Genomic DNA, 24,726 nt, shown 5'->3' on the forward strand with positions numbered 1-24,726 from the left:
TGCCGCCGGATTTCTCCACCATATTGAATGGGTAAAATCCCGTTTCGGGAAAAGGAGAACACAATACCATGAGCCTCGACCCCAACACAGCCGTCGTCGCACCTGAAGACTGGCGCGCCTATAGCGGCGTGCTGATGCGGCGCTCATTTGCCTTCATTCTCGACTACCTGATTGTGCTGCTGCTGTGCATACCGGCGGCCATCATCGTATTCTTCCTCGGCGTTTTGACGCTCGGCCTCGGCTTCATGCTCTACCCGGCTCTGTTCGTGATCGTCGCGCTTCTCTATTTCGGAATGACGCTGGGTGGCCCGAGCCAGGCGTCTCCTGGCATGCGCGCTGCCGGCATTACCATGCTGCGCCTCGATGGCCGCCGCATGGATTTCCTGACTGCGATGGTGCACACAGTGCTGTTCTGGGTGATCAACTCGGTGCTGACACCGCTGATCCTGCTGGCTGGTCTGTTCACCGACCGTTCGCGCCTGGTGCACGACTTCCTGCTCGGCACCGTGGTTGCGCGCTCCAGCTGAAGCTGCAACCGCGCCTGAATGAAAACATTTGATGACCACACATGCGGGCAGTCTCTGCCCGCATGTTGACGTTTTGCGAACTTAGGTCATGCTAATAGAAATTGTCGCAACGCACACTCGTCGAACGCAAGGCTCCAACCCGGGATGAACTCGCAAATTTCGCCATCACCGCAGTTCTATCTGACGGCTCCGGCAGCGTGTCCCTATCTTCCGGGCGAATATGAGCGAAAGGTGTTCACCCACCTTGTCGGCCCGCGCGCAGCCGAGATGAACGACCTCCTGACACAGGGCGGTTTCCGTCGTTCGCAGAACATCGCCTATCGTCCGGCCTGCGAAGCCTGCCGCGCCTGCGTTTCGGTGCGCATCCTCGTCGATCAGTTTGAGCCGAGCCGGACGATGCGCCGGGTACTCAACGCCAACAGCGACATCACCGCCGAGATCTATCCGGCACAGCCTTCGACCGAGCAGTTTTCGCTGTTCCGCACTTATCTCGATAGCCGCCATCAGCGCGGCGGCATGTCAGACATGTCGGCGCTCGATTATGCGATCATGGTGGAAGACACGCATGTGAACACCCGCATCATCGAATACCGCCGTCGCGTGGAAGGTTCCGGCATCGGCGCCGCCAAGGGCGAACTGGTGGGTGTGGCTCTGACCGACATGATGAGCGATGGGCTTTCGATGGTCTATTCGTTTTTCAACCCGGAACTGGAAAAACGTTCCTTCGGAACGTTCATGATCCTAGACCACATCAACCGGACCCGCACGCTCGGCCTGCCGCATGTCTATCTCGGCTATTGGGTGAAGGGTTCGGCGAAGATGGGATACAAGACCCGCTACCAGCCGCAGGAGCATCTGACGGCGCGGGGCTGGGAATTGTATACGGGTGAGGACGAGGCCTGAGCCTTCTGGATCCCAAGCCCTTCATTAGAGAATATTGCCCGCATCGAGCAATGGTGTTATAACATGATTATAACAGAGATTTAAACCATGAACGCGACCATTCGTAAAATAGGTAATTCCGAAGGCATTATCATTCCCAAGGATGTTCTTGATCGCATGGGGCTGAAGGCTGGCGACACGCTCGAAATTCGTGAGGAAAATGGCAACATTGCCCTCGTGCCTGAGCAAGCCGATCTCGCTGAGCAGCTCAAAGCGGCACGTCTTGGTATGGAAAAATACCGAATCGCTCTGCGGGAACTTGCCAAGTGACAGCCATCAAATGGCTGTCACGCCCGGCCATTGAGATCATCCATAGCGAACAGCTAGCCGAACATGGGGGACTGGTCGGCATAACGGATGAAAATGCTCTCGAATCTGCCCTTGTCCGTCCGCTCCACAAGAACACGTATGGCGAGGAAGATATCTTCGTTCTTGCTGCAGCCTACGTGTATAAACTTGCGAGAAACCATCCATTCTCAGATGGAAATAAACGCACTGCGTATCTGGCAGCCTTCACCTTTCTCCTGATGAACGGTTACTTGATTGAAGCAACGCAGGCGCAGATCGTAATCCTCATATTGGGTGTCGCCGCTGGAGAAATTGATGAGGACGGCCTGACACGCTTCCTGCGTGATCACACCGTCCCCTACCCCTGATTACCCAGCAAACTTCCCGCTGCGCGGAAAGCCTTTCGGCACCGTGCGGCCTGCCGAAGCGCGATCGCCTTGCCATTCAATCAGCTCATCCTTGGTCTTCGTGAACTGGCGGCCGGCGCTGTCTTCCCAGGTGAGGCCCGTTTCGATCGCAAAACACTTGATGTCGGAAATGCCGCCATCCTTGTAGCGCTGCAGGCGAACGCCTTTGCCGCGCGTCATTTCCGGCAGCTGCGCCAGCGGGAAGACCAGCATCTTGCGGTTTTCACCGACGACCGCGACATAATCGCCCGAGACCGGGATGACCAGCTTGGCCTCATCGGGCATGCCGACATTCATGATCTGCTTGCCCTTGCGGGTATTGGCGGTCATTTCGCTTTCCGCAACAACAAAACCGTTGCCGGCCGTCGATGCGAGAATATGTTTGCGCGTCGCGTCGTGCACGAACGCGGTCAGGATGTCCTGATCATTTTCCATGTCGACCATGATGCGGATCGGTTCGCCATGGCCACGGCCGCCCGGCAGCTTGTCCGCGCCAAGCGTATAAACCTTACCACCGGTGGTGATCAGCAGCAGCTTGTCTGTCGTCTGGGCCGGGAATGCCAGGCTCAGGCCGTCGCCTTCCTTGAAGGTGAGCGTCGAGGTGTCGGCAATATGGCCCTTGAGTGCGCGGATCCAGCCCTTCTTCGAGATGACGACGGTGACCGGTTCTTTTTCGATCATCGCCTGCTGGATGGCTTCGAGATCGGCCTCCGGCGCATCGGCGAATTGCGTCATGCGCGCGAACGGCTTGCCCTTGCCCTTGGCAAAATCCTTGCGAACCTTCTGGATTTCGGTCTCGACGACCTTCCACTGCTTTTCGTCAGAGGCCAGTAGCGCTTCGAGATCGGCCTTTTCAGCGGTCAGCTCATCGAATTCCTTGCGGATTTCGAACTCTTCCAGCTTGCGCAAGGAGCGCAGGCGCATGTTGAGGATGGCCTCGGCCTGGATGTCGGTCAGCCCGAAGCGGGCGATCATCGCCTGTTTCGGCTCATCCTCCTCGCGGATGATACGGATCACCTCATCGATATTGAGGTAGGCGATCAGGTAACCGCCGAGCAGTTCCAACCGGCGCTCGATGGCGGCCAAGCGGAAATTCGAGCGGCGAACCAGCACTTCCTTGCGGTGCGCCAGCCATTCCGTCAGCACTTCGTTGAGCGCCATGACCCGGGGCACCTTGCCCATGGACAGCACGTTCATGTTGAGCGGGAACCGGTTTTCCAGATCCGTCAGCTTGAACAGCGATTCCATCAGGAGCGTCGCATCGACGGTGCGGTTTTTTGGCACCAGCACGACGCGGACGTCTTCGGCTGACTCGTCGCGCACGTCTTCCAAAAGCGGCAGTTTGCGGGCGATCAGCAGTTCGGCGATCTTTTCGATCAGGCGCGACTTCTGGACCTGGTAGGGAATTTCGGTGATGACGATCTGGTAACCGCCGCGACCGAGATCTTCTGTCTCCCATTTCGCACGTACGCGAAAACCGCCGCGACCGGTGCGATAGGATTCGATGATCGATTCACGGCTGTCGATGATGATGCCGCCGGTCGGCAGGTCCGGGCCGGGAATGAATTCGACCAGCTTTTCGACCGTCGCATCCGGATGTTTGATCAGATGCAGCGCCGCGTCGCAGAGTTCGTGCGCGTTATGCGGCGGGATGGACGTCGCCATGCCGACGGCGATGCCGGATGAGCCATTAGCGAGCAGGTTCGGGAAAGCGCCGGGCATGACGACCGGTTCGCTGTCTTCCTCGTTATAGGTGGGACGGAAATCGACCGAGTCCTGATCGATGCCTTCCAGAAGCAGCGCCGCGACCTCAGTCATGCGCGCTTCGGTGTAACGATAGGCGGCGGCGCCATCGCCGTCGATATTGCCAAAGTTGCCCTGGCCATCGACGATCGGGTAACGCTGCGAGAAATCCTGGGCCAGGCGCACCAGCGCATCATAGACCGACTGGTCGCCGTGCGGGTGGAACTTACCGATCACGTCACCGACGATACGGGCGCATTTCTTGAACGCCGAATTCGGCCGGATACCCATTTCGCTCATCGCGTGGATGATGCGGCGATGCACAGGTTTCAGGCCGTCGCGGACGTCCGGCAGCGCGCGGTGCATGATGGTCGACAACGCATAAGCAAGGTAGCGCTCTTCCAGCGCCGCCTTCAGGTCGACCGGCAGAATGTGGTCGTCGCCATCTTCTGGCGGCGGAGTCAGACTTTTTCCCATGGGGTTTGACTAGCGGAAAGCCCGATTCCCGGCAACAAAGCAGGGGAATCAGACTGTGGAGAACCTCGCGCTTCAGTCATCTCTCATTAAGCCTTGCCACAAAAAGGTCCAGATAGACTTCACAGAGAGAATTCAGCGCCTTATTGGCGTAGCTTATAAATTCCATTTATTTTTCAGGCGGATCACCTGCCTCGTGAGGAGACTATTCATGCGTTACACTGCCTCGGCCAAGTTGTTTGCGGCCGGAACTGCCCTGTTTGCTTTTTCCTCCCCGGCGCTGGCGCTGGATGGCAATGATCTCGTCAAGAAACTCAATGCCGCCCTCAATGCCCAGAACGGCATGGGTATCGTTGCCGGCTCGATTACCGTGGACGGATCCGACGTGACCCTGGCCGACAGCCGGTTCGAAATGGGCAATGGCCAGGAAAGCCTGCCGCTGGGCACGATCGAACTGGAAGGCGTTGAGGAAGACGCTGGCGCCTATACCGTCGAAACCATGTCCTTCGACAACATCGACTTTGCCAAGGACGGCATCGCCATCACCGCACAGGACCTGTCCGTTTCCGGCATGCGCATTCCAGCCGATCCAAACGGTGATACTCTCGACGCGCTGATGTTCTACGAAGAAGCCACCGCGGGCGCGATGGAAGTGAAGTTCGACGGCAAGACCGCTGCGTCCATCGGTTCTTCCAAAATGACCAGCGAACTCTCCGACGACAAGAAGTCGATGAAGTTCGATGTGCGCGTTGCGGATATCAAGGCAGATCTCAGCACCATAGAAGAGCCGCAGGCACGCCAGACCGTTGCCGATCTCGGCATCAGCGACATCAGCGGCAATATCAGCATGGTCGGCAGCTGGGATGTTGTGCCGGGCACTCTTGCAATTGAAGAATATGCCTTCGATTTCGGCAATATTGGCCGCTTGAACATGGCCTTCAGCCTGTCGGGTTACACGTTGGACTTTCTGCGTTCGCTCAATGAAGCAGCAAAGAAGGCTGAAGCCAACGCCAATGACGAACAGGCACAGCAGGCCGCGGGTCTTGCCATGCTCGGACTGATCCAGCAGCTCAGCTTCAACAGCGCCGAAATCCGTTTCGATGACGATGGCATCACCACCAAGGCACTCGATGTCACCGCCAAGAAGCAGGGCACGACCGGCGACCAGCTGGCACAGATGATCAAGGCCATGGCGCCGATGATGCTGGCCCAGTACAACATGCCGGAACTGCAGAAGTCGCTCACCGATGCGCTCAACGCCTATCTCGACGATCCGGGCAGCTTCACGATCAGCGCCAAGCCGGAAAAGTCCGTTGCGGTCCCAACAATCATGGGCGCCGCCATGGCAGCTCCGAACACGATCCCGCAGATTCTCGGCGTCAACGTGACCGCCAACGACTAAGCTTCTGGTTTCATAGACCAATTGAAGAGCCCGGCAGGTGACTGCCGGGCTTTTGCGTTTCAGTGAGCCGCCGATGCGCTGAAAGATGCATGTTCCTTGTCGTGCAGCGCAAAACGGTCGATCATGCCGGCACTTGCCTCGTTGACGCCGACGACATCCACATCAACACCGCGATGGCGGAATTTCAGCACGACCTGATCGAGCGCTCCGACGGCGGAAATATCCCACAGATGTGCGCGTGTGACATCAATGACGATACGCTCAGGCGTCTCCGTGAAATCGAAACCGCCGACAAAGGCTTGCGCCGAGGCGAAAAAGATTTCCCCTTCGACCCGATAGGTGCGCAGCTTGCCGTCTTCGGAAAGTTCTGAGGAGACACGGAACATGCGCGCCACCTTTCCGGCAAAAAACACGCCCGACAGGAGCACGCCGACGATGACACCCTTCGACAGGTCATGTGTGGCAAGCACTACGGCGACAGTCGCCAGCATAACGATGGAAGACGTGCCGGGGTGCCGCTTCAGGTCGATGATCGATTTCCATGAAAACGTGTTGACCGACACCATGATCATCACCGCCACCAGCGCCGCGACCGGCACGACACGCAGGATATCATCCAGCACCAGAAGCAGGATGAGCAGGAAGGCGCCGGCGACGAAGGTGGAAAGACGTCCACGCCCGCCGGACGAAACGTTGATGACCGACTGGCCGATCATGGCGCAGCCGCCCATGCCGCCGAACATGGCCGAAACGATATTGCCTGCGCCCTGACCGAAACATTCGCGGGTTTTGCTGCTCGTCGTATCCGTCATGTCGTCAACGATCTGGGCCGTCAGCAGCGATTCCAGCAGACCAACGGCGGCGAGAGCCAGCGAATACGGAAAGATGATTTTCAGCGTTTCGAAGGTAAAAGGCACCATCGGGAAGGCAAAACCCGGCAGCGATGTCGGCATGGCACCGAGATCGGCGACTGTCTTCACTTCCACGCCGAAGAGGAGGACCCCGATGGTGACGACCGCAATGGCGACCAGCGGCGATGGCACGGCCTTGGTGACGTAAGGGAAGAGATAGATGATTGCGAGACCGACGGCGATCAGCGCGTAGGTGATATGCGGGACGTTGGTCAGTTCCGGCAGCTGCGCCATGAAAATGAGGATAGCGAGCGCATTGACGAAACCGGTCATCACCGACTTCGAGACGTAACGCATCAGGCGGCCGAGTTTCAGAAGCCCCGCGATGATCTGCAACACACCCATCAGGATGGTGGCGGCGAATAGGTACTGGATGCCGTGATCGCGCACCAGCGGCGCCATCAGAACGGCGGTGGCGGCGGTTGCGGCCGAAATCATTGCCGGACGGCCGCCGCAAATGGCGGTGACGCAGGCGATCAGCACCGAGGCGAAGAGCCCGACGGCGGGATCGACACCGGCGATGACCGAAAAGCCGACGGCTTCCGGGATAAGTGCCAGTGCGACGACGATGCCGGAAAGAATATCGCCACGAATGTTGGAGAACCATTCACGACGGTAGGTGGTTAAAGAGATCATGGGTTGGATTTTTCGCAAAAGGGAGCGCATCCGCCGGGAGGATATCCTGGTGTGACTTATGTCTTGGATTAGGCTGATGCTTTGCGTTGTCCGGCGGATCGGCGGCCGGAAGAGCCACCCGGGAGTCTCACCCGAGTCCTTGTGATGAAGGAGCTATATCGGCGAACTGGGCAAATGCCAAGTGCGGGATTTAGCTCTTGAGGCGGAAGGGTTTGCGGATAAGCTGTGGTGGGGCTTTTGGGGATGGGTTGATGGATGACCGAAGCAAGCTGGTGAATAACGAGCGGCCGAAGCTGCTGGCGACGTTTATGAATGGGATCGCAATCGCGATGTTCGCCGTCGGACGGATAGCCCCAATGATGACGAATTTTTACGGGCCTACCGGCGTAAGCGTGCCGTCGTGCTTACAAGTACAGTTTGTATTCTAGCGGCATTCATCTTACATTACTGGGGAAGTTTGCTTCTCAGAAAGCTCGTACCATGACCGTGTGGCAAATCGCTTCGATGCTTTTGGTGCCGGTGTCCGGCTTGCTGTTCGTGGCAGTGGCGTTGTATATCGTCAATCGCAAATTCGGCCCCGGCTATCGGGACTGATCGCCGCTTAAGCAGGCCACATGACCGATATCGACTTCTTCCTGCTTCCGTTGCCATCGATTGGCAAGGTGATCTTTTGCCTTATTTTACTTTATTGGTGGCACCGCAAATTCGGCTGATCGATCGCCAGACGTGGAAAAGGCCGGAATCGCTGAGACGATCCCGACCTTCTTCTTCAATTCTGACCTGCTGTCAGATCATTCCAGAACCTGGATGACCGTGTGGGTCTGCGGATCGACGATTACGCGGCGCTCATTGACGATCGTATAGCCGTAATCGCTATAACCTTCGACAGGGCGAACCTGAACGCTTTCAGGCAGAACACGACCGACAAGCACATCGCCTTCATATGGGATCGAGTCCATCGGCTCCTGCTCCATCACATAGGTGCGGACCTCGCCGGGCAGGACGCGGGTGGTCGATTGCGTCACGACCGGATCAGCCGGTTGCTCGATGATGACGGTGCTCTGTGCATAGGCCGAAGCCGAAAGAGCGAGAAATGCTGCGGTGGCAGCCATCGTAAACTTACGCATATTGCTTCTCCCTTGAGCGAATTGCTGGGGTAGAAACACGCTTGGGTTAAGATGGTTCCGCTTTTTCACCTGCCCCATTTGGACAAATATCAAGGCAGAAGTGCCACAATACAAAAGAGCCGCCCGGTTTACTTGCGGGCGGCTCCGTTCTTTTTAAGAGGGCTGCGTTCAGGCCGCGCGGCTGTTGCGGAACTCCTGCACCTCGCCATCCGCCAGCGTGAACATGCCGACCAGATCGCGCAGGCGCTGGGCCTCGCTCATAAGAAGTGCGCTGGCCGCATTGTTCTCTTCCACCATCGCGGCGTTGTGCTGGGTGTTCTGGTCAAGCAGGTTGACGGCGGTGTTGATCTCGCCCAGGCCGACAGACTGTTCACGGGCGGAAATCGCAATCGCCTCGACCTCCACATTGATGGCCTCAACCCGGCTGCCGATACCGGTGAGTGCCTCGCCGGTCTCACGCACAGAACGCACGCCGTCCTTCACTTCCACGCCGGAGACGCGGATCAGCTCCTTGATCTCGCGCGCGGCATCGGCGGAACGGCCGGCAAGCGAGCGCACTTCCTGCGCGACGACGGCGAAACCACGACCGGCCTCCCCTGCCCGTGCCGCCTCGACACCAGCATTGAGCGCCAGCAGGTTGGTCTGGAAGGCGATCTCATCCATGACGCCGAGAATGCCGGCGATGCGCGAAGACGAGGCTTCGATGCGGCCCATGGCCTCCAGTGCGCCGTTGACGAGGATACGGGTCTGGCCGGCAGAGACATTGGCCTCACCGGCCATGCGGTTGGCATCCTGCGAACGTTTCGAGGAATTGCGGACATTGGCGGTGATCTGTTCCAGCGCCGACGCCGTTTCTTCCAGCGAGGCCGCCTGCTGTTCGGTGCGGCTGGAAAGATCATTTGCGCTGCCGGCGATTTCACGGCTTCCGCCATCAATCGCGTGGGCCGCATGGGCGATCGACGCCATCACTTCGCCGAGACGGGCCACGGTCTGGTTGAGATCGCCGCGCAGGTTTTCAAAGTCGGGCGCAAAAGGTTCGCTCAGCTCGAAGGCAAGATCGCCACTAGCGAGACGGCGCAGGCCTTCCGCCAGACCTTCGGTCGCCTGCATCAGGCGGACACGCGCCTCGGCTTCTGCCTGACGCTGCAGGTGAAGACGTTCGCCCTCGGCATTGGCACGCGCTTCGGCAGCCTCTTCCTCCAGACGACGATTGGCAATGGCGGCTTCGCGAAACGTATCGAGCGCGCCGGCCATGGCGCCGAATTCGTTGCGACAGTTGAGCGATGGAATGGTGAGATCCGTCTGGCCACCGGCGAGTTCACGCATGGCGGCAGTCATGGCAACGACCGGGCGGGTGATGGAACGGCCGATCAGCCAGACGCCAAGGCCGAGCGCGATGATGGCGGCAAGGACGAGACCAGCGGCAATCATCAGGTTACGCTGAGCAACGCTGGCGTTTTCGGCGAGCGTCGCATCGCGCTTGGCTTCATAGGCGGCGCTGACGGCTTGAACCTGCGGCTCCAGCGCCTGATAGGCGGCGGACACATCCTTCTGGCTCTGCGCTTCCGTCAGGCTTGCTTCCGCATAAAAACGGAAAGCCGAACGGTAAACTTCCAGCGCGTCCATGACGCGGCTGCGCTGTGCACCGGGGCGAAAGGCTTCCTTGATCAGCGCGGCGAAGGTTTCGGCCTCGGCGGCGTGCTTTTCCAGATAGGAAGCGTCACCGCGCAGCATGAAATCCTTCTCATGGCGGCGCAGCATCAGCATGCTGGCGCGAATGCCGGCTTCCTCGACCGCTTCGAGGCGGTTCTCGATCGAATGCACGGCCGAGCGCATGGCGCCCTGCAGGCCGCTGTTCTGGTCAAGGCCAAGCTCCTGATCGTTCTTCACCAGCGTGGCAAAGGCGGCTTCATAGGTCACAAGCCCCTTGCCCAGTTGATCGAGTTGACCGGCAAGTTCCGGGCTTGCCCCAGTCTGCAAACCGGCAAGAGCGGTGCGGATATCCGCGATCGCAGCCTGGAATTTTTCGGTCGCGGCCATGTCCTTATGCAGCAGGAAATACTGTTCCCACAACAGGCTGTCACGTACGCTGGCCGACATGCCCGCCACTTCGGCCTGACGCTGCGACAGTGCATCGGCCGTCGTTCTATAACCTGCCTCGATCTGGCGCTGGCCCAGAAAAATGGCGGCGATGGCGATGATGCCTGCAAAAGCCAATACGGCCAGAAGCATTACGCGATGGGAAATCCGAAGATTTGAAAAGAACGACAAGAGCAAAATCCCCGAGGCAACTGAACTTTGCCGGTGTTCTGACCTGCCAGGCTTTAACGAACCTTCAAAACTGAGATGAAATTACAATGACAATTTCATGACAGTGGATAACGGGGATTGTCTATACACAAACGGCGACCCGAAGGCCGCCGCTGCAATACTTGACAGATGATCACTTTTACTGGCGATCAGTCCTTTTTGACTGGCGGGATCGGGCGGATCGCCAGTTCGCGCAGCTGCGCCGGCTGGGCTTCCGAAGGCGCACCCATCAAAAGATCCTGTGCCTGCTGGTTCATCGGGAACAGCGTGATTTCGCGCAGGTTCTTCGCACCGGTCAACAACATGACGACGCGGTCGACGCCGGCTGCCATGCCGCCGTGCGGAGGCGCACCGTACTGGAAGGCGCGGTAGAGGCCGCCAAAGCGGTCTTCCACGTCCTGCTGGGACAGGCCGACCATCTCGAACGCCTTGACCATGACTTCCGGCAGCTGGTTACGGATCGAGCCCGAGGCGATTTCAAAGCCGTTGCAGACCATGTCGTACTGGTAGGCCTTGATCGTCAGCGGATCCTGGTTTTCCAGTGCGTCGAGGCCACCCTGCGGCATCGAGAACGGGTTGTGGGCGAAATCGATCTTCTTGTCTTCTTCGTTATATTCGAAGAACGGGAAGTCGACGATCCAGCACAGGGCGAACTGGTCCTTGTTGGCGAGACCCAGTTCGTCGGCAGCGCGGTTACGCGCTTCGCCTGCGAACTTGTAGAACTTTTCCGGTTCGCCGGCGACGAAGAAGCAGGCATCGCCAGCTTCGAGGCCGAGCTGTGCGGCAATCGCTGCGGTGCGCTCTTCGCCGATGTTCTTGGCAAGCGGACCGGAGCCGGCAACCTTGCCCTCTTCTTCCTTCCAGAAGATGTAGCCGAGACCCGGCTGACCCTGCTGCTGTGCCCATGCGTTCATGCGGTCGCAGAATGCGCGGCTACCGCCGGTCTTGGCCGGGATCGCCCAGACTTCGACCTTCGGGCTGGACGCGATCATGCCGGCAAATACCTTGAAGCCGGAGCCGGCAAAATGCTCGGTGACAGCCTGCATCTCGATCGGGTTACGCAGGTCCGGCTTGTCGGAGCCGTATTTGCGGATCGCGACATCGTACGGGATGCGCGGGAATTCCTTGGTGACCGGCTTGCCTTCGGCAAACTCTTCGAAGATGCCGCGCATCACCGGTTCCATCGTCTCCCAGACTTCTTCCTGGGTGACAAAGCTCATTTCGAGGTCGAGCTGGTAGAACTCGCCCGGCAGACGGTCGGCGCGCGGGTCTTCATCACGGAAGCAGGGTGCGATCTGGAAGTAGCGGTCGAAACCGGCAACCATCATCAGCTGCTTGTACTGCTGCGGCGCCTGCGGCAGGGCAAAAAATTTGCCGGGATGGATACGCGACGGCACGAGGAAGTCGCGTGCGCCTTCCGGCGAGGAAGCCGTCAGGATCGGCGTCGAATATTCGGTGAAGCCCCCCGAGGTCATTTCGCGGCGCATGGCGGCGATGATCTGGGTGCGCTTGACGATGTTCTTGTGCAGCGTTTCGCGGCGCAGGTCGAGGAAGCGGTACTTCAGGCGCACGTCTTCCGGATATTCCGGCTCGCCGAAGACCGGCAGCGGCAATTCCTTGGCAGCCGAAAGAACTTCGATTTCCTTGGCGTAAAGTTCGATCTCGCCGGTCGCCATGGTCTTGTTGACGGTCTCGTCCGAACGCGCCTTGACCACGCCGTCGATGCGGATCACCCATTCGCCACGGACGATTTCGGCCGACTTGAAGGCCGGGCTATCCGGGTCGCAGACGACCTGGGTCATGCCGTAATGGTCGCGCAGGTCGACGAACAGCACGCCGCCGTGATCTCGCACGCGATGGACCCAGCCGGAAATGCGGACATTGGAGCCGACATCCGACTTGCGGAGGGCTGCGCAGGTATGGCTACGGTAACGATGCATGTCTTTTATCCTGGACTGATGCTTGGAAACGGCCTGTTGCGGGCGCGCGAAGCAGCCCGGCCGAAATCATGGAAAATCGGCGCGAAAAGCGCATGGGCAGGCCGATTTGTCAAGGGTTGCGGCCCCAGTGAGGCAGCTTGGCCAGTGGTTGTTGCGACCGGAGGCGCGATATGGACAGGCATGGTGTGCCCTTGCCTGTCCGGCATCTGCGTTTCTACCACAGAACATGTTCGACCGGCTGCACCGGTTTTGCCGCCTCCGTCTTGCCCAGCAACTGCTCCAGATCGATCTGGATGGTGCGAGTGATCGAGGTCAGCGGCACGTCGTGAGCCCGGTTGGCAAACGGGTTCTGCAGATCGGCGCCAATGCGATCCATGGCCAACAGCATGAAACCGACGACGGTGGAGGCGAGCGGAGTAAAAATGGTCAGGCTGTCGACCAGCCCAATCGGCAGAAGAATACAGAAAAAATGCACGAACAGCGTCGGGTAATAACCGTATTCGCGCGGCAGTGGCGTGTTCTTGATACGCTCCATGCCGCCCTGCGCATTGCTCATGTCCACCAGCACGCGCTCGATCTGGACGCGGCGGAAGGTGTCGATCCAGCCGTTTCTTTCCGCTTCCGCCAGCATGGCGCCGGTGCCGTTGAGGATGGCATTCGGGATGTTGGAAAAGTTCTGCAATGCGTCGCATTCGCCATCGGGCAGAAAGTCGCAAATCTCTTCCCCGACAGGCTGGCCGCGCAGATGACACCGCAGCGCCTGAACATAGGCAATCTGGCGCAGTACCAGATCGTGGCGCAGCCGCTGGCTTTCCGGCCGGTCATCGATCAGATGCATGACCTCACGACCATAAGAGCGCGAGGCATTGACCATGGCGCCCCACAACGTGCGCCCTTCCCACCAGCGATTATAGGCATTGTTGTTGCGAAAGCCGAGAAACAGGGCAAGCGCCGAGCCCAGAAGGCTCATAGGTAGAACTGGCAGATTTAGCCAAGGATGCGGCAGATAGACATAAGCGAGCGTGACTGCGATGTCCCAAAAAAATAATAGCGCCAGTGGCCAGCCGATGTAACCAAGCATTCGATGCAGACGGGCGGATTGGGGCAAGACCATGAAAAGCTTCCTCATTCACCGACGGTACATTCGGATGTTCGAACTTAAGGTGCAATGCAGCAAAATCGAGGTGCGATGCAGCATTACGATTAAATTCGCTGTTATGAAGAAGTGAGCGGCACGCGCGGAACCAATCAGCGCGACAACCATCAGGACATCACGAGGTTGTCTCGCGCCTTCCGATGTGCAGACACGCATAAGAAAGCCGGCCACCCAATTTAAGGATGGCCGGCGAGATCACATTCGATGGGGATCGCGGATTACCAGGTCCGGCGCAGGGTCAGCTTCACCTCACGACCATTGCCGTAAAACGCCGTGTTGTCGAACACGCTGAGCTGCGAAATATATTCGCGATCAAACAGATTGGTGACGTTGAGCTGCAGATCGGTCTTTTCGTTGATCTGGTACTTTGCCATGGCATCGAACACGATGTTGGAGGCCAGCGGCACGGTATTGGGGTTATCGGCAAAACGTTTGCCGGTGAAGCGCGCGCCGAGACCAAACGTCAGATCGCCGGCATCGGCGATATCTGGAATGGTGTAATCAACCCACAGCGAAGCCGAGTGGCGGGGAGTCAACTGCGGCACCTTGCCGACATTGGCGGCCGTGGCATCTTTTGTGATTTCCGCGTCCCAGAACGTGTAGGCGGCTGTCAGGTTCATCTGGTCCGTCAGCGCCACCTTGCCTTCGAGTTCAAGGCCGCGGACATTCACTTCACCAGCCTGGCTGAAAAGTCCGTTGCCGATGCTATAGGCAACATTGGTCTGGGTGAGGTCGAACAGAGACGCAGTGAACAGCGCGTCGATGCCTTCCGGCTGGTACTTGGCTCCAATCTCGTATTGGGTGCCTTCCATCGGGTTGACTTCGCCGACATAGGTCGTGCGGTTGGCGCCGACCGGCTGGAAGGATTCCGAATAGTTGGCGTAAACCGACAGGTTCGGGTTGAACTTGTAGGTGACGCCGACACGGCCGGTAAGCGCCTCGTCGGTCGCGTCGAAATAACGTGTGCCGTTATATTGCAGCGTATCGACATGGTCGTAACGGCCACCGAAGGTGAAGATCCAGCGATCATCGAGCGTCAATTCTTCCTGCGCGTAGACGCCCGTGGATTTTTGGTCGAGCGAGCTTGGGGTAATGGTGCGGATGAAAATGCCATCCGTGCCGACGTAAACCGGGTTGTTGTAATCGGCGAGCGGCAGGGCATAACCGCGCTTGGTGCTTTCGCGGGCATTGTCGCGCACGAAATCGGTACCGAGCAGGGTCTTGCTGTCGAAGCGGCCGAAACTCGCCTGGTATTCAAGCTGATTGTCGACGCCAAAACGTTCGATATGGCCATCGACTCCATAGGCGATGCGGCTGCCGGCCGGCGCGCCGACACCGGTGAATGTGCCGTAGACCTGCTGATAGACCATGTCGAGCGTGCCGTAACGCAGGTTCTGACGGAAGGTCAGGCCGTTGCCGAAATCATGCGAGAATTCGTAACCGATATTGCGCTCGATCGAATCCATGTCGTTCCACTCGGGCTCGCCGAGATAGGTGCGCGGATCGATGCCACGGCCGACCGGGATGCTCATGCCGGTATTGCCTTCACGCTTGTTGAAATTGGTGAGCAGCGTGAAGCTCGTCGCATCGGTCGGGTTGAAGCCGATGGCAAGGCCGACATAACGACGGTCGTCCGGCAGGTATTCGCTGTCGACATCGGCGTTCTGGCCCTTGGTGGTCAGGCGATAGGTCCATATGCCGGCATCGTCGATCGGACCGCCGAAATCGGCGCCGACTTCGGCGTGATCCTCGCCAAGCGTCGTATAAACTTCACCAAAAGCGACATCCTGCGGGCGCTTGGTGACGAGATTGACGAGACCACCCGGCGCATTGAGACCGTAGAGCGTCGAGGTGGAGCCTTTCAGCACCTCCGCGCGCTGATAGGCGTAAGGTTCGATACGCGCGCTGGTAAAGCTCATGTTGCGGCTCGGCAGGCCATCCCGATAGACGCCATTGCCCTGCGCGCCAAAACCGCGGATGCGGAAAAAGTCATAGCGGTTGTCGGAGCCGTATTCATCGACCGTGACGCCGGACGTGTAGGCGATGACCTGCTGCAGGTCGCTGGCCGAACGGTTCTTGATCTCGTCCTGCGTCACGACCGAAACGGCAGCCGGCGCGTCGATGATCGGCGTATCGGTCTTGCTGGCGGCCTTGGTGCGGCTGGCAACGACACCCTTTTCCGGACCGATGGCATTGGCATCCTGCACGACGATGGTTTCGAGAACCGTGGAACCGCCATTGGCCTGCGCGTCAGAAAGCGCGGACTGCGCCATCGCGATCGACGGGATGATCAGGGCGGTGGCGCAGGACAGGGCGCCGAGAAGAAGAAAATGTGGCCGCTTCGACAAGACTGGTCTCCGGTGCAGATATGTAAACTGACCGGTCCACTAGGTGGGACAGCAATTGCGTTATAGAAAAATTCCGCTTTTTTGAAAAAAGCCACTGTGTCTGTGCGCCACTTTTCCGCCACTGTTGCAGGAATGTCCAGAGCTCAGTCTGGGCTTTGTCGATTATGCGTTCTGCAAGCGCCGCCATGCGGCAGGTGTGCCGCCCACAGCCTGACGGAAAACGCGGGTCAGATGCGCCTGATCGGAAAAACCTAGACGGGCGGCGATATCTGCGACACTCATATCACCCGCCGACAGCATGACTTTCGCCGTTTCGATGCGTCGGGCAAGCTGCCATTGCAGCGGCGTGCTGCCCGTTGTCTGCTTGAAGACATTGGTGAACCAGCTTTCGGACAGGCCAACCATATCCGCCATTTCTGCAACGCTCAGACGGCCATCCTCGCGGGCATCCACCGTAGCGCTCAGCATTTTCATCTGCATCTCGCTCAGCCTGCCGCCAATTTCCTCACAGGGGCGACCGGACACATCCAGCAAGCCGCCAACAATACCGTTGATGAGGCTTTCCGCGTAAAGCGACGGCTTCGCCGGATTGACGATCTCTTCCGCAAGAAGATTTGCGAGCGGCTCGATGGCGCCGATATCCTCTATCTCCGAAGGCCGGCGCATCGTTGCCATCGCTGCCGAGGTGCCGATCGACGCGGACAAAAGCCGCAGCATCCGGTCGCGATGAACATGCAGATCGAGATGGGTGAAACGATGCTGCGAACTGGTTTCGGTCCACATCGGCGTTCCCGGCGGCACATAGACAGCGCGCGCCATCGCGCGGCGATCGCTCATCTGCCCCTTGCCGCGGTTAGACATGCGGATGCGCGTCGAGACGTCATTGAAATAGACGAGGATGCGCGGATCAGGCGACACGAAGTGGCAATTCGCTCCCGCCCGGCTTTCCATCTGCCAGAAGCAACCAACGGCACCGTCCAGCCCCAGCCATTTGACCGGAGCCGTGGCGCGAAGGCCTTCCGTGCGCGACTTCATCGAATGGAGATAGTTCAAAACAGAGAGCCGTCCGCAGTTGCCCGAATATTTCGAGTAGGATCGACAGAACTATCCCGTCGACCCCATATCATGACCGGAACTATCATGTTTGCTGCTTTTCGCAAGTCGCAAGCTTACAGGGCGATCAACAAAGGGCAAACTCGCATTCAAATGTGCTGATAAATCAAATCAGGCACCGCTTTCCGTCTTTTATGGCCTGTCGTTCCAGTGCACGCCGGGCTAGAGATTCGTCAATCTCTCGCGCAGCGATTCTTTCGGTCCCCGATGTCCCATATCCGCCCTCTCGTTCCGCTTCTCGTCACGGCCGGTATTCTGATCGGCGGCAACGGATTGCAGGGAACCTATATTGCCCTGCGCGGTTCGGCCGAAGGCTTTGCCACCTCGACAATCGGGCTGATCGGCGCCGGTTACAGCATCGGCTTTGCCATCGGCTGTCTCTACGTCACCCGCATATTGCGGCAAATCGGCCATATCCGCACCTTTTCGGCGATGGCGGCGATCACCGCCTGCTGCTCGATCCTATTACCACTGGTGACTGAGGCGTGGTTCTGGTTCGTGATGCGCTTTGTCATCGGCATGACCGTGGCCAGTCTATTCGCCACCGTGGAAAGCTGGATCAATGCCAAGGTGACCAACGAGAACCGGGCGAGAACGCTGTCGGTCTATCGTGTCGTTGATCTCTCCTCGGTCACGCTTGCGCAATACGTGATCCCGATCGCCGGTATCGATGGGCCGCTGGTGTTCAGCATCGTCGCGATCGCCATGAGCCTGTCGCTGGTGCCGATTTCGCTCGCCGACAAATCCAGCCCGTCTCCACCGGAAGCGTTGTCCTTCGACATTCGCGCGGTGTGGCGGATTTCGCCGCTTTCGGTGATCGGCGTCATTGCCGTCGGCCTGTCCATGGCCGCCTTCCGCAATATCGGGCCGATCTATGCAGAAGAGCTCGGCATGAGCATCACCTCGATCGCCACTTTCATGAGCGCCGGCATCATTGGTGGCGTGGTTCTGCAATATCCGCTGGGGAACTATTCCGACCGGCTCGATCGTCGTCGCGTCATCCTGTGGGCAACGTTCGGTTCGGTCATAACAGGTGCCTACCTCTCCTTCGGGGCGGGCACGAATGAAATTGCCAACATCATCGGCGTATTCCTGTTCGGCGCCTTTTCGATGCCGCTTTATTCGCTGTGTTCGGCGCATGGCAACGACCACGCAAAACCGGGAGAACATGCGCTGGTGGCTGCAGGCCTTTTGTTTTTCTGGTCGCTCGGTGCAACCATCGGGCCGCTGCTTGCCTCCGTGCTTCTCGAAAATTTCGGACCACGCGCCTTCTTCGCTTACACGTCGTTCATTTTCATCGGCTTCATGATCTATACGATGGCGCGCATGGGTTCGCGCGCGCCAGTGCCGCCATCCGAGCGTTCCGGAGGTTTCCGTGCACTCCTGCGGACATCCGCCTATTTCAACCGGCTGGCGGCGCCTCCAGAGGATAAAAACAAGGATTGACGCGGTACAAACCGGAATCTTGCAGCTTTGCGGTGCTTTCGTGTCGCATCACGGCTCCTTCCGGTTGACATAAGCGATTGAAAGGGAAAGGAAGGTTGAACCTTTATTTCCCCGCCTGACGAAGATCATGATCGAAACCACTGCTGCCCTAAAAGAAGCCTGCATCCAGCTGGCAAAGTCGGAATTCATCACCATCGACACGGAGTTTCTCCGTGAAACGACGTTCTGGCCGGAACTGTGCCTGATCCAGATGGCGAGCCCGGACCTGGAAGTGATCGTCGATCCGCTGGCCAAGGGCATCGACCTTGCCCCCTTCTTCGCGTTGATGGCCGACACCTCGGTGGTGAAGGTTTTTCATGCGGCGCGTCAGGATATCGAGATCATCCATCATCTCGGCAATCTCATTCCGCAGCCGATCTTCGACACGCAGGTCGCCGCCATGGTCTGCGGTTTTGGCGACAGCATTTCCTATGACCAGCTCGTCAACCGTATCAAGGGCGTGCAGATCGACAAGTCGTCGCGGTTCACCGACTGGAGCCGTCGCCCGCTGACCGACAAGCAGCTGGACTATGCTGCTGCCGACGTCACGCACCTGCGCGACGCCTATCTGTCGCTGAAGGAACAGCTCGAGCGCGAAGGTCGCGCGCTCTGGGTGAGCGAGGAAATGGCGGTGCTGGAAAGCGCCTCCACCTACGACATGCACCCGGACGACGCCTGGCTGCGTCTGAAATCGCGCCTGCGCAAGCCGACCGAACTCGCCATCCTGAAATTCGTGGCGGCATGGCGCGAACGTGAGGCGCGCAGCCGCAATGTGCCACGCTCGCGCGTGCTGAAGGATGACGGTCTGTTCGAGATCGCCCAGCAGCAACCGAAGGATACCGAGGCGCTTGGCCGCCTTCGCACCATTCCAAAAGGCTGGGAACGCTCGGCTTCGGGTGCCGCCATCATCGAGGCAGTGAACGCCGCACTGGCGCTGCCGAAGACTGACATGCCACATGCGCCAAAACATGTGCATGTGCCGGAAGGCACCGCCGCTGCCGTTGAGCTGCTGAAAGTTCTCCTGAAGCTTGTCGCCGACCGTCAGGGCGTCGCAGCCAAGATCATCGCCAATACCGACGATCTGGAAAAGATCGCGGCAGAAGGCGAGAATGCGCAGGTCGGCGCATTGTCCGGCTGGCGTCGTGATCTTTTCGGCGACACGGCACTGCGTCTGATCAATGGCAGCGTTGCCCTGCGCTTCGTCGACAAGAAGGTGGAAGCGGTCGAGCTTTAAGGCCGACCACCGATTGCTTACTAAGGATGCATCTTTGCTCCCTTGGTGATCTTGCCGACCACCTTCTTTTCGGCCCTTAGCGCAATTCCGACAAGCTTGGCATCATCCGGCGAGAATTGCCCAAACACTTCTCGATTGGCTGTGTCGTGGCCCGTCGAAAACATCTCCTCGATGTAGGCGGAGGTCATCACCTCACGCTCCAGCGAACGTCGGTGGATGATACGCAAAGTCTCCTGATCGGCGCCCAGCACCACGACAGGCTGGACACTGAGCGGATTGTAGACATGACCGGCCGCATCCCGGTATGGTTCGCCGATGATCGCCGGCGTCTGGGCGACGATACCGCTCGTCAGAAAGGCGGTGACGTTGAGCTTTTGCCAAGTGGCGAGATCATCACGAATGACGATGGCGATCTTGGTGTCGAACATGCAGAAGAACTCCGTTCGCGGTTTTCAGGAAACAGAACCATTAGCGCGGCACGCCGTCAGCAGTCTTGAACGTTCGTGCAAGACTGGATTTGCCGATGGCATGCACATCGCGCCCCCCTCGCGTGGGATCGAGCGCATTGAGGCGCGTTTTCACGGCAACGGGTTTTCGCCACACCGACACGATACCTATGCGCTGGGGCTGACGCTGCACGGCGTGCAGACCTTTCGCTATCGTGGCGCCGGACGATTCAGCAATCCCGGCAATGTCATCGTTCTGCATCCCGACGAAGTGCATGATGGTGCAGCCGGCACCGAGGAGGGATTGATCTACCGGATGATCTATCTGCCGCCGGACCTGATCGGCGCAGTTAACGGGCATCGCACGTCCCTGCCTTTCGTCGCCGATCCGGTAGTGCGCGACATGAGGCTGTGGCAGGCGCTGGCCGATATTCTGTGCGACCTCGAGCATGAACCGGGCGACCTCGCTCTGGACGACGTAGTGATGCGCGTGGAAGCCGGGCTTCGGCGACGGGCGAGCAGCCGCGTCACCACGGTGCAGGCGGCTGCCCGCACGGCCGTCTTGTACGCACGCGATATCCTCGAAGATTGCTGTCGCGAAGAGATCCGCTCCGAGGCATTGGAGGCAGCGACGGGCCTCGACCGCTATGAACTGGCCCGACAGTTCCGTCGTCTATTGGGTACAAGCCCGCATCATTACCTGGTCATGCGGCGGCTGGACCGCGCGAAGCAACTCATGGCCGCCAGTGGCAGGTTGGCGGATGTGGCCGCCGATGCCGGTTTTGCCGACCAGGCACATTTCACGCGGCATTTTCGCAAAACCTTCGGCATGACACCGGGACGGTGGATTGCATTGCGGAAGAATGCGCGATAGCCGGGTCCAGAATCCGCCATCGCTGCGCAAACCCTTTATAAGCTTCCAAAAACCCTGCCATCAAACCTTCATCGATCTGTCAAATGACGATCACCTGAGCGTCATGTGAGGCCTCTAATCCGATCCTGTGTCCGAGACCAAAAACCACAGGTGATCCATGAACCGACTTCTTCTCAGCACCGTTGCCTTTGCCGCATTTTTTGCCGGCGCTGCCCACGCCGAAGACAGGGAATTCCCGGCAAAGCTCGCCAGACAAGCGATCCTGCCAGCCAATACCGTAACCCCGGCTCCTTCCGATGCACCGGAGTTTTTGAAAACCTCCGGCAAATTTACCGCTCCGGGCAAGCGTACCGAAAAGCTCGGCACCGTGGACGGCAAGGATGGCGCGCGCGTCACCGATGTGAAACTGCCGTTCGACGGCCAGCCGATCCAGGGTTTTTCGGGCATCAAGACCATGGCTGATGGCACGTTCTGGACGCTGTCCGACAACGGTTTCGGCTCAAAGTCCAATTCGTCGGACGCCATGCTTTTCCTGCATCAGGTCAAGTTCGACTGGGCCGGCAACAAGGTCGAAGTGGTCAAGAACCTCTTCCTTTCCGACCCGAACCGCATAGCCCCCTTCCCGATCGTCATGGAAGGGTCTGACAAACGTTACCTGACGGGTGCGGATTTCGACATCGAGTCTATCCAGCCTGTGGCCGACGGTTTCTGGCTTGGCGAGGAGTTCGGCCCCTACCTGATCAAGGTCGATGCACTCGGCCAGCTGACCGATGTGGTGCCGACCATGGTAGACGGCAAGCCGGTGAAGTCACCTGACAATCCGACACTTGTCATGCCGGCCAACCCGACTGCAAAGCTGCCGGTGTTCAACCTCAAGCGTTCGGGCGGATATGAAGGCATGGCGATGTCGAAGGACGGTTCCAAGCTTTATGGCCTGCTGGAAGGCCCGCTATTCCTAGAAGACGGCAAGGTCGAGCAGGCGGATGCCGCGACCGCACTGCGCGTCATCGAATTCGACATCGCTTCGAAAAACTGGACCGGACGGTCCTGGCTTTATCCGCTGGCCGAAAAGGGTGTTGCGATCGGCGATTTCAACATGATTGACGACACGACGGCTCTGGTGATCGAACGCGACAATGGCGCCGGCACCAAGGACAAGGCTTGCGCCGATCCGAAACAGCCGAAGCCTGATTGCTTCGATGCCCCGGCGGAACTGAAGCGCGTTTACAAGATCGAGATGAGCGACGCCAATGTGGGCAAGGCCGTTCGTAAGATCGGTTATATCGACCTGATGAACATCAAGGACCCGGACAACAAGAAGAAGGCCGGCTCGAAGGATGGTGTCTACGACATGCCGTTCGTGACCATCGAGAATGTCGACGTGGTCGATGCCACCCATATCGTCATCGGCAATGACAATAACCTGCCCTTCTCGGCCGGTCGCGCCGTCGACAAGGCTGACGACAACGAGTTCAGCCTGCTGGAAGTCGGCGAGTTTTTGTCGGCGAAGTAAGCTACGGCCCCAGTAAGAAGCGCCCTGTGAAAGCCGGGCGTTTCCATTTTTTCGAAATAATTTACTGCCGCATGTCGGTTGCGCGGCCTATTCTCCGTCCTTGTGTCACAGCAATGGTTCAACAGGAGGAAAAGCCATGCCAAGCACGATCAAGCTGCACCGCGTTCTCGCCACCAAGCCGGAAAAGGTCTATCGCGCCTTTATCGAAGCGGACGCACTGACCAAATGGTTTCCGCCGAACGGCTTTACGTGCGCGGTGCATCATTTCGATGCCAAGGTGGGGGGCACGTTCAAAATGTCGTTCAGAAATTTCACGACCGGCGACAGCCATTCCTTCGGCGGCGAGTTTCTGGAACTCGTACCGGGTGAACGCCTGCGTTACACCGACAGTTTTGAAGACCCAAACCTTCCGGGCGTGATGGAAGTTACCGTGACCTTGAAGGCTGTATCCTGCGGCACCGAGATGCACATCACCCAGGCCGGCGTGCCGGACGTCATACCCGCCGAATCCTGCTATCTCGGCTGGCAGGAATGCCTGGCGAACCTGCACAGGCTGGTGGAACCGGAAATCAGCGAATAATGGCGTGATGCCGGAATGAGAAAGACCATAGCCCGAGCTTGAAGGCAGGGCGGTGCATTTTTATATCCGCGTCAGGGCTAGGATCGAATTGACGATCCGAACAGGTCCTGACGCGTGAGAACTGCCTCGACCGTCTGTACGGCGTGTCGTGCCTCCTCGCGAGTTTTTGAGCACTTGGATTTCCATCGTGAACAATTTCACAGCGAGGACAGGCTAATGGCACTCAAGGATATTCTTCCGAGCCGGATCGGTTTCGGCTCGGCACCGCTCGGCAACATGTTTCGCGACATTCCCGACGACGAGGCGTTGGCCACCGTCGAAGCCGCCTGGACTGATGGCATTCGCTATTACGACAATGCCCCATTCTACGGCGCAGGGCTTGCCGAAATCCGTATGGGCGAGGCACTGGCAGGCAAGCCGCGTGAAGAATATGTGATCTCTACCAAGGTTGGCCGGGTGATCCTTGATGAGGTCGAGGATGTCAGCGCCCGCGATCAGGGTGAAAAGGGTGGCGTCTTCAGCCATGGCCTGCCCAACAAGGTTGTCAACGACTACAGTCACGACGCGACACTGCGTTCCATCGAAGACAGCCTCAAGCGCCTGAAGACCGACCATATCGAAATCGCTTTCGTGCACGATCTGGCACAGGATTTCTGGGGCGACCGGTGGCTCGAAAAGTTCGAGGAAGCGCGCAATGGCGCCTTCAAGGCGCTCGACCGATTGCGCGATGAAGGGGTGATCAAGGCTTGGGGCCTCGGTGTCAATCGCGTCGAGCCAATTGAACTGGTGCTGGAACTGGATGAGCCGAAGCCAGACGCTTTTCTCCTCGCCGGGCGCTACACACTGCTCGACCATGACAAGGCGCTGCAGCGGGTGATGCCGATGGTGGTCGAGCGTGGCCTCGGCGTGGTGGTCGGCGGACCTTACAGTTCGGGCGCGCTGGTCGGAGGACCGAATTTCGAATACGCGCCGATCAAGCCGGAAATGGCGGCGAAAATCGCGAAGATCAAGGCGATTGCCGATCGCCACGGTGTCAGCATGAAGGCGGCAGGCCTGCAATTTTCGCTGGCCAACCCAGCCGTTGCTGCCGTCATTCCGGGTGCCAGCCAACCGTCACGCATTGCCGAGGATGGCGCTGCCTTTCGGGAAAAAATTCCGGCCGATTTCTGGCAGGAATTGCGCACGACAGGACTTGTCAATCCTGAGGCACCGCTGCCGGTCTGATAGGCCATGGTTTATCCGGGCCGCATATCGGAAGTGTAGCCCGGAC

General features: G+C 58.8%; 21 protein-coding genes and 1 other annotated feature. Of the genes, 11 read left to right on the forward strand and 10 right to left on the reverse strand.

Going from position 1 to position 24,726, the window contains the following annotated elements:
* Positions 1–68 precede the first annotated feature (68 nt).
* From GAO09_RS20545 to GAO09_RS20560, 4 genes are all read left to right on the forward strand, one after another.
* Positions 69–527, forward strand: coding sequence for an RDD family protein (locus GAO09_RS20545; RefSeq protein WP_153356815.1), 459 nt, complete (start codon positions 69–71; stop codon positions 525–527).
* A 144-nt stretch (positions 528–671) separates the two neighbouring features.
* Positions 672–1,430: an arginyltransferase gene (locus GAO09_RS20550; protein WP_153356817.1), complete on the forward strand. Its 759-nt coding sequence runs from the start codon at positions 672–674 to the stop codon at positions 1,428–1,430.
* An 87-nt stretch (positions 1,431–1,517) separates the two neighbouring features.
* Positions 1,518–1,739: an AbrB/MazE/SpoVT family DNA-binding domain-containing protein gene (locus GAO09_RS20555; RefSeq protein WP_153356820.1), complete on the forward strand. Its 222-nt coding sequence runs from the start codon at positions 1,518–1,520 to the stop codon at positions 1,737–1,739.
* The gene (locus GAO09_RS20560) at positions 1,736–2,125 is read left to right on the forward strand and encodes a type II toxin-antitoxin system death-on-curing family toxin (RefSeq protein ID WP_324184839.1); all 390 of its coding nucleotides are present in this window, start codon (positions 1,736–1,738) and stop codon (positions 2,123–2,125) included. Before GAO09_RS20555 ends, GAO09_RS20560 begins: the two co-directional genes overlap by 4 nt.
* Here GAO09_RS20560 and parC read toward each other — a convergent pair whose 3' ends face one another.
* Positions 2,126–4,384 (reverse strand): DNA topoisomerase IV subunit A, encoded by a 2,259-nt coding sequence (gene parC, locus GAO09_RS20565; RefSeq protein ID WP_153356823.1) that lies wholly within the window; start codon positions 4,382–4,384, stop codon positions 2,126–2,128.
* Positions 4,385–4,592: 208 nt separating this feature from the next.
* Between parC and GAO09_RS20570 the strand changes: the two genes are divergently transcribed.
* Positions 4,593–5,783, forward strand: a complete 1,191-nt coding sequence (locus GAO09_RS20570) for a hypothetical protein (RefSeq protein ID WP_153356826.1) — start codon at positions 4,593–4,595, stop codon at positions 5,781–5,783.
* A 59-nt stretch (positions 5,784–5,842) separates the two neighbouring features.
* Here the strand turns inward: GAO09_RS20570 and GAO09_RS20575 are convergent, their stop codons facing one another.
* The 8 genes from GAO09_RS20575 to GAO09_RS20610 form a co-directional block, all read right to left on the reverse strand.
* Entirely contained in the window at positions 5,843–7,330 is a 1,488-nt protein-coding gene (locus GAO09_RS20575) for a SulP family inorganic anion transporter (RefSeq protein WP_209018775.1), read from the reverse strand.
* Positions 7,331–7,414: 84 nt separating this feature from the next.
* Positions 7,415–7,472, reverse strand: a sequence feature (sul1 is cis-regulatory element that is thought to sense ions involved in sulfur or methionine metabolism; They are found in Alphaproteobacteria).
* 649 nt (positions 7,473–8,121) lie between these two features.
* Positions 8,122–8,457: a DUF1236 domain-containing protein gene (locus GAO09_RS20580; protein WP_153356832.1), complete on the reverse strand. Its 336-nt coding sequence runs from the start codon at positions 8,455–8,457 to the stop codon at positions 8,122–8,124.
* Positions 8,458–8,625: 168 nt separating this feature from the next.
* Complete coding sequence (locus GAO09_RS20585) at positions 8,626–10,689, reverse strand: methyl-accepting chemotaxis protein (protein ID WP_153357528.1); 2,064 nt, start codon at positions 10,687–10,689, stop codon at positions 8,626–8,628.
* Positions 10,689–10,748: an SWIM zinc finger family protein gene (locus GAO09_RS30595; protein ID WP_410767892.1), complete on the reverse strand. Its 60-nt coding sequence runs from the start codon at positions 10,746–10,748 to the stop codon at positions 10,689–10,691. Before GAO09_RS30595 ends, GAO09_RS20585 begins: the two co-directional genes overlap by 1 nt.
* Before the next feature lie 168 nt (positions 10,749–10,916).
* Complete coding sequence (aspS, locus tag GAO09_RS20595) at positions 10,917–12,707, reverse strand: aspartate--tRNA ligase (protein WP_153356835.1); 1,791 nt, start codon at positions 12,705–12,707, stop codon at positions 10,917–10,919.
* A 214-nt stretch (positions 12,708–12,921) separates the two neighbouring features.
* Positions 12,922–13,821 carry a bestrophin family protein gene (locus GAO09_RS20600; RefSeq protein ID WP_153356838.1) on the reverse strand — a complete coding sequence of 300 codons (900 nt, stop codon included), beginning with the start codon at positions 13,819–13,821 and terminating at the stop codon, positions 12,922–12,924.
* A 260-nt stretch (positions 13,822–14,081) separates the two neighbouring features.
* Positions 14,082–16,211, reverse strand: coding sequence for a TonB-dependent siderophore receptor (locus GAO09_RS20605; protein WP_153356841.1), 2,130 nt, complete (start codon positions 16,209–16,211; stop codon positions 14,082–14,084).
* Between the two features lie 162 nt (positions 16,212–16,373).
* Positions 16,374–17,264: a helix-turn-helix domain-containing protein gene (locus tag GAO09_RS20610; protein ID WP_153356844.1), complete on the reverse strand. Its 891-nt coding sequence runs from the start codon at positions 17,262–17,264 to the stop codon at positions 16,374–16,376.
* Between the two features lie 267 nt (positions 17,265–17,531).
* Between GAO09_RS20610 and GAO09_RS20615 the strand changes: the two genes are divergently transcribed.
* Both GAO09_RS20615 and rnd read left to right on the forward strand, forming a co-directional pair.
* Positions 17,532–18,770 carry an MFS transporter gene (locus GAO09_RS20615; protein WP_153356847.1) on the forward strand — a complete coding sequence of 413 codons (1,239 nt, stop codon included), beginning with the start codon at positions 17,532–17,534 and terminating at the stop codon, positions 18,768–18,770.
* A gap of 127 nt (positions 18,771–18,897) precedes the next feature.
* Positions 18,898–20,043, forward strand: a complete 1,146-nt coding sequence (rnd, locus tag GAO09_RS20620) for a ribonuclease D (RefSeq protein WP_153356850.1) — start codon at positions 18,898–18,900, stop codon at positions 20,041–20,043.
* A gap of 20 nt (positions 20,044–20,063) precedes the next feature.
* On the opposite strand, the gene GAO09_RS20625 is transcribed toward rnd, so the two are convergent.
* Positions 20,064–20,471, reverse strand: a complete 408-nt coding sequence (locus GAO09_RS20625) for a DUF2000 family protein (protein ID WP_153356852.1) — start codon at positions 20,469–20,471, stop codon at positions 20,064–20,066.
* Here GAO09_RS20625 and GAO09_RS20630 point away from each other — a divergent pair.
* From GAO09_RS20630 to GAO09_RS20645, 4 genes are all read left to right on the forward strand, one after another.
* Positions 20,470–21,363, forward strand: coding sequence for an AraC family transcriptional regulator (locus GAO09_RS20630; protein ID WP_235938348.1), 894 nt, complete (start codon positions 20,470–20,472; stop codon positions 21,361–21,363). The genes GAO09_RS20625 and GAO09_RS20630 overlap by 2 nt on opposite strands.
* A 157-nt stretch (positions 21,364–21,520) precedes the next feature.
* Positions 21,521–22,876 carry an esterase-like activity of phytase family protein gene (locus GAO09_RS20635; protein ID WP_153356858.1) on the forward strand — a complete coding sequence of 452 codons (1,356 nt, stop codon included), beginning with the start codon at positions 21,521–21,523 and terminating at the stop codon, positions 22,874–22,876.
* A 136-nt stretch (positions 22,877–23,012) separates the two neighbouring features.
* Positions 23,013–23,456 carry an SRPBCC family protein gene (locus GAO09_RS20640; RefSeq protein ID WP_153356862.1) on the forward strand — a complete coding sequence of 148 codons (444 nt, stop codon included), beginning with the start codon at positions 23,013–23,015 and terminating at the stop codon, positions 23,454–23,456.
* 216 nt (positions 23,457–23,672) lie between these two features.
* Positions 23,673–24,680: an aldo/keto reductase gene (locus GAO09_RS20645; RefSeq protein ID WP_153356865.1), complete on the forward strand. Its 1,008-nt coding sequence runs from the start codon at positions 23,673–23,675 to the stop codon at positions 24,678–24,680.
* The last annotated feature ends 46 nt before the right edge of the window (positions 24,681–24,726 follow it).

The sequence above is a fragment of the Endobacterium cereale genome, from assembly GCF_009617585.1.
GTDB classification, from domain to species: Bacteria; Pseudomonadota; Alphaproteobacteria; order Rhizobiales; family Rhizobiaceae; genus Neorhizobium; species Neorhizobium cereale.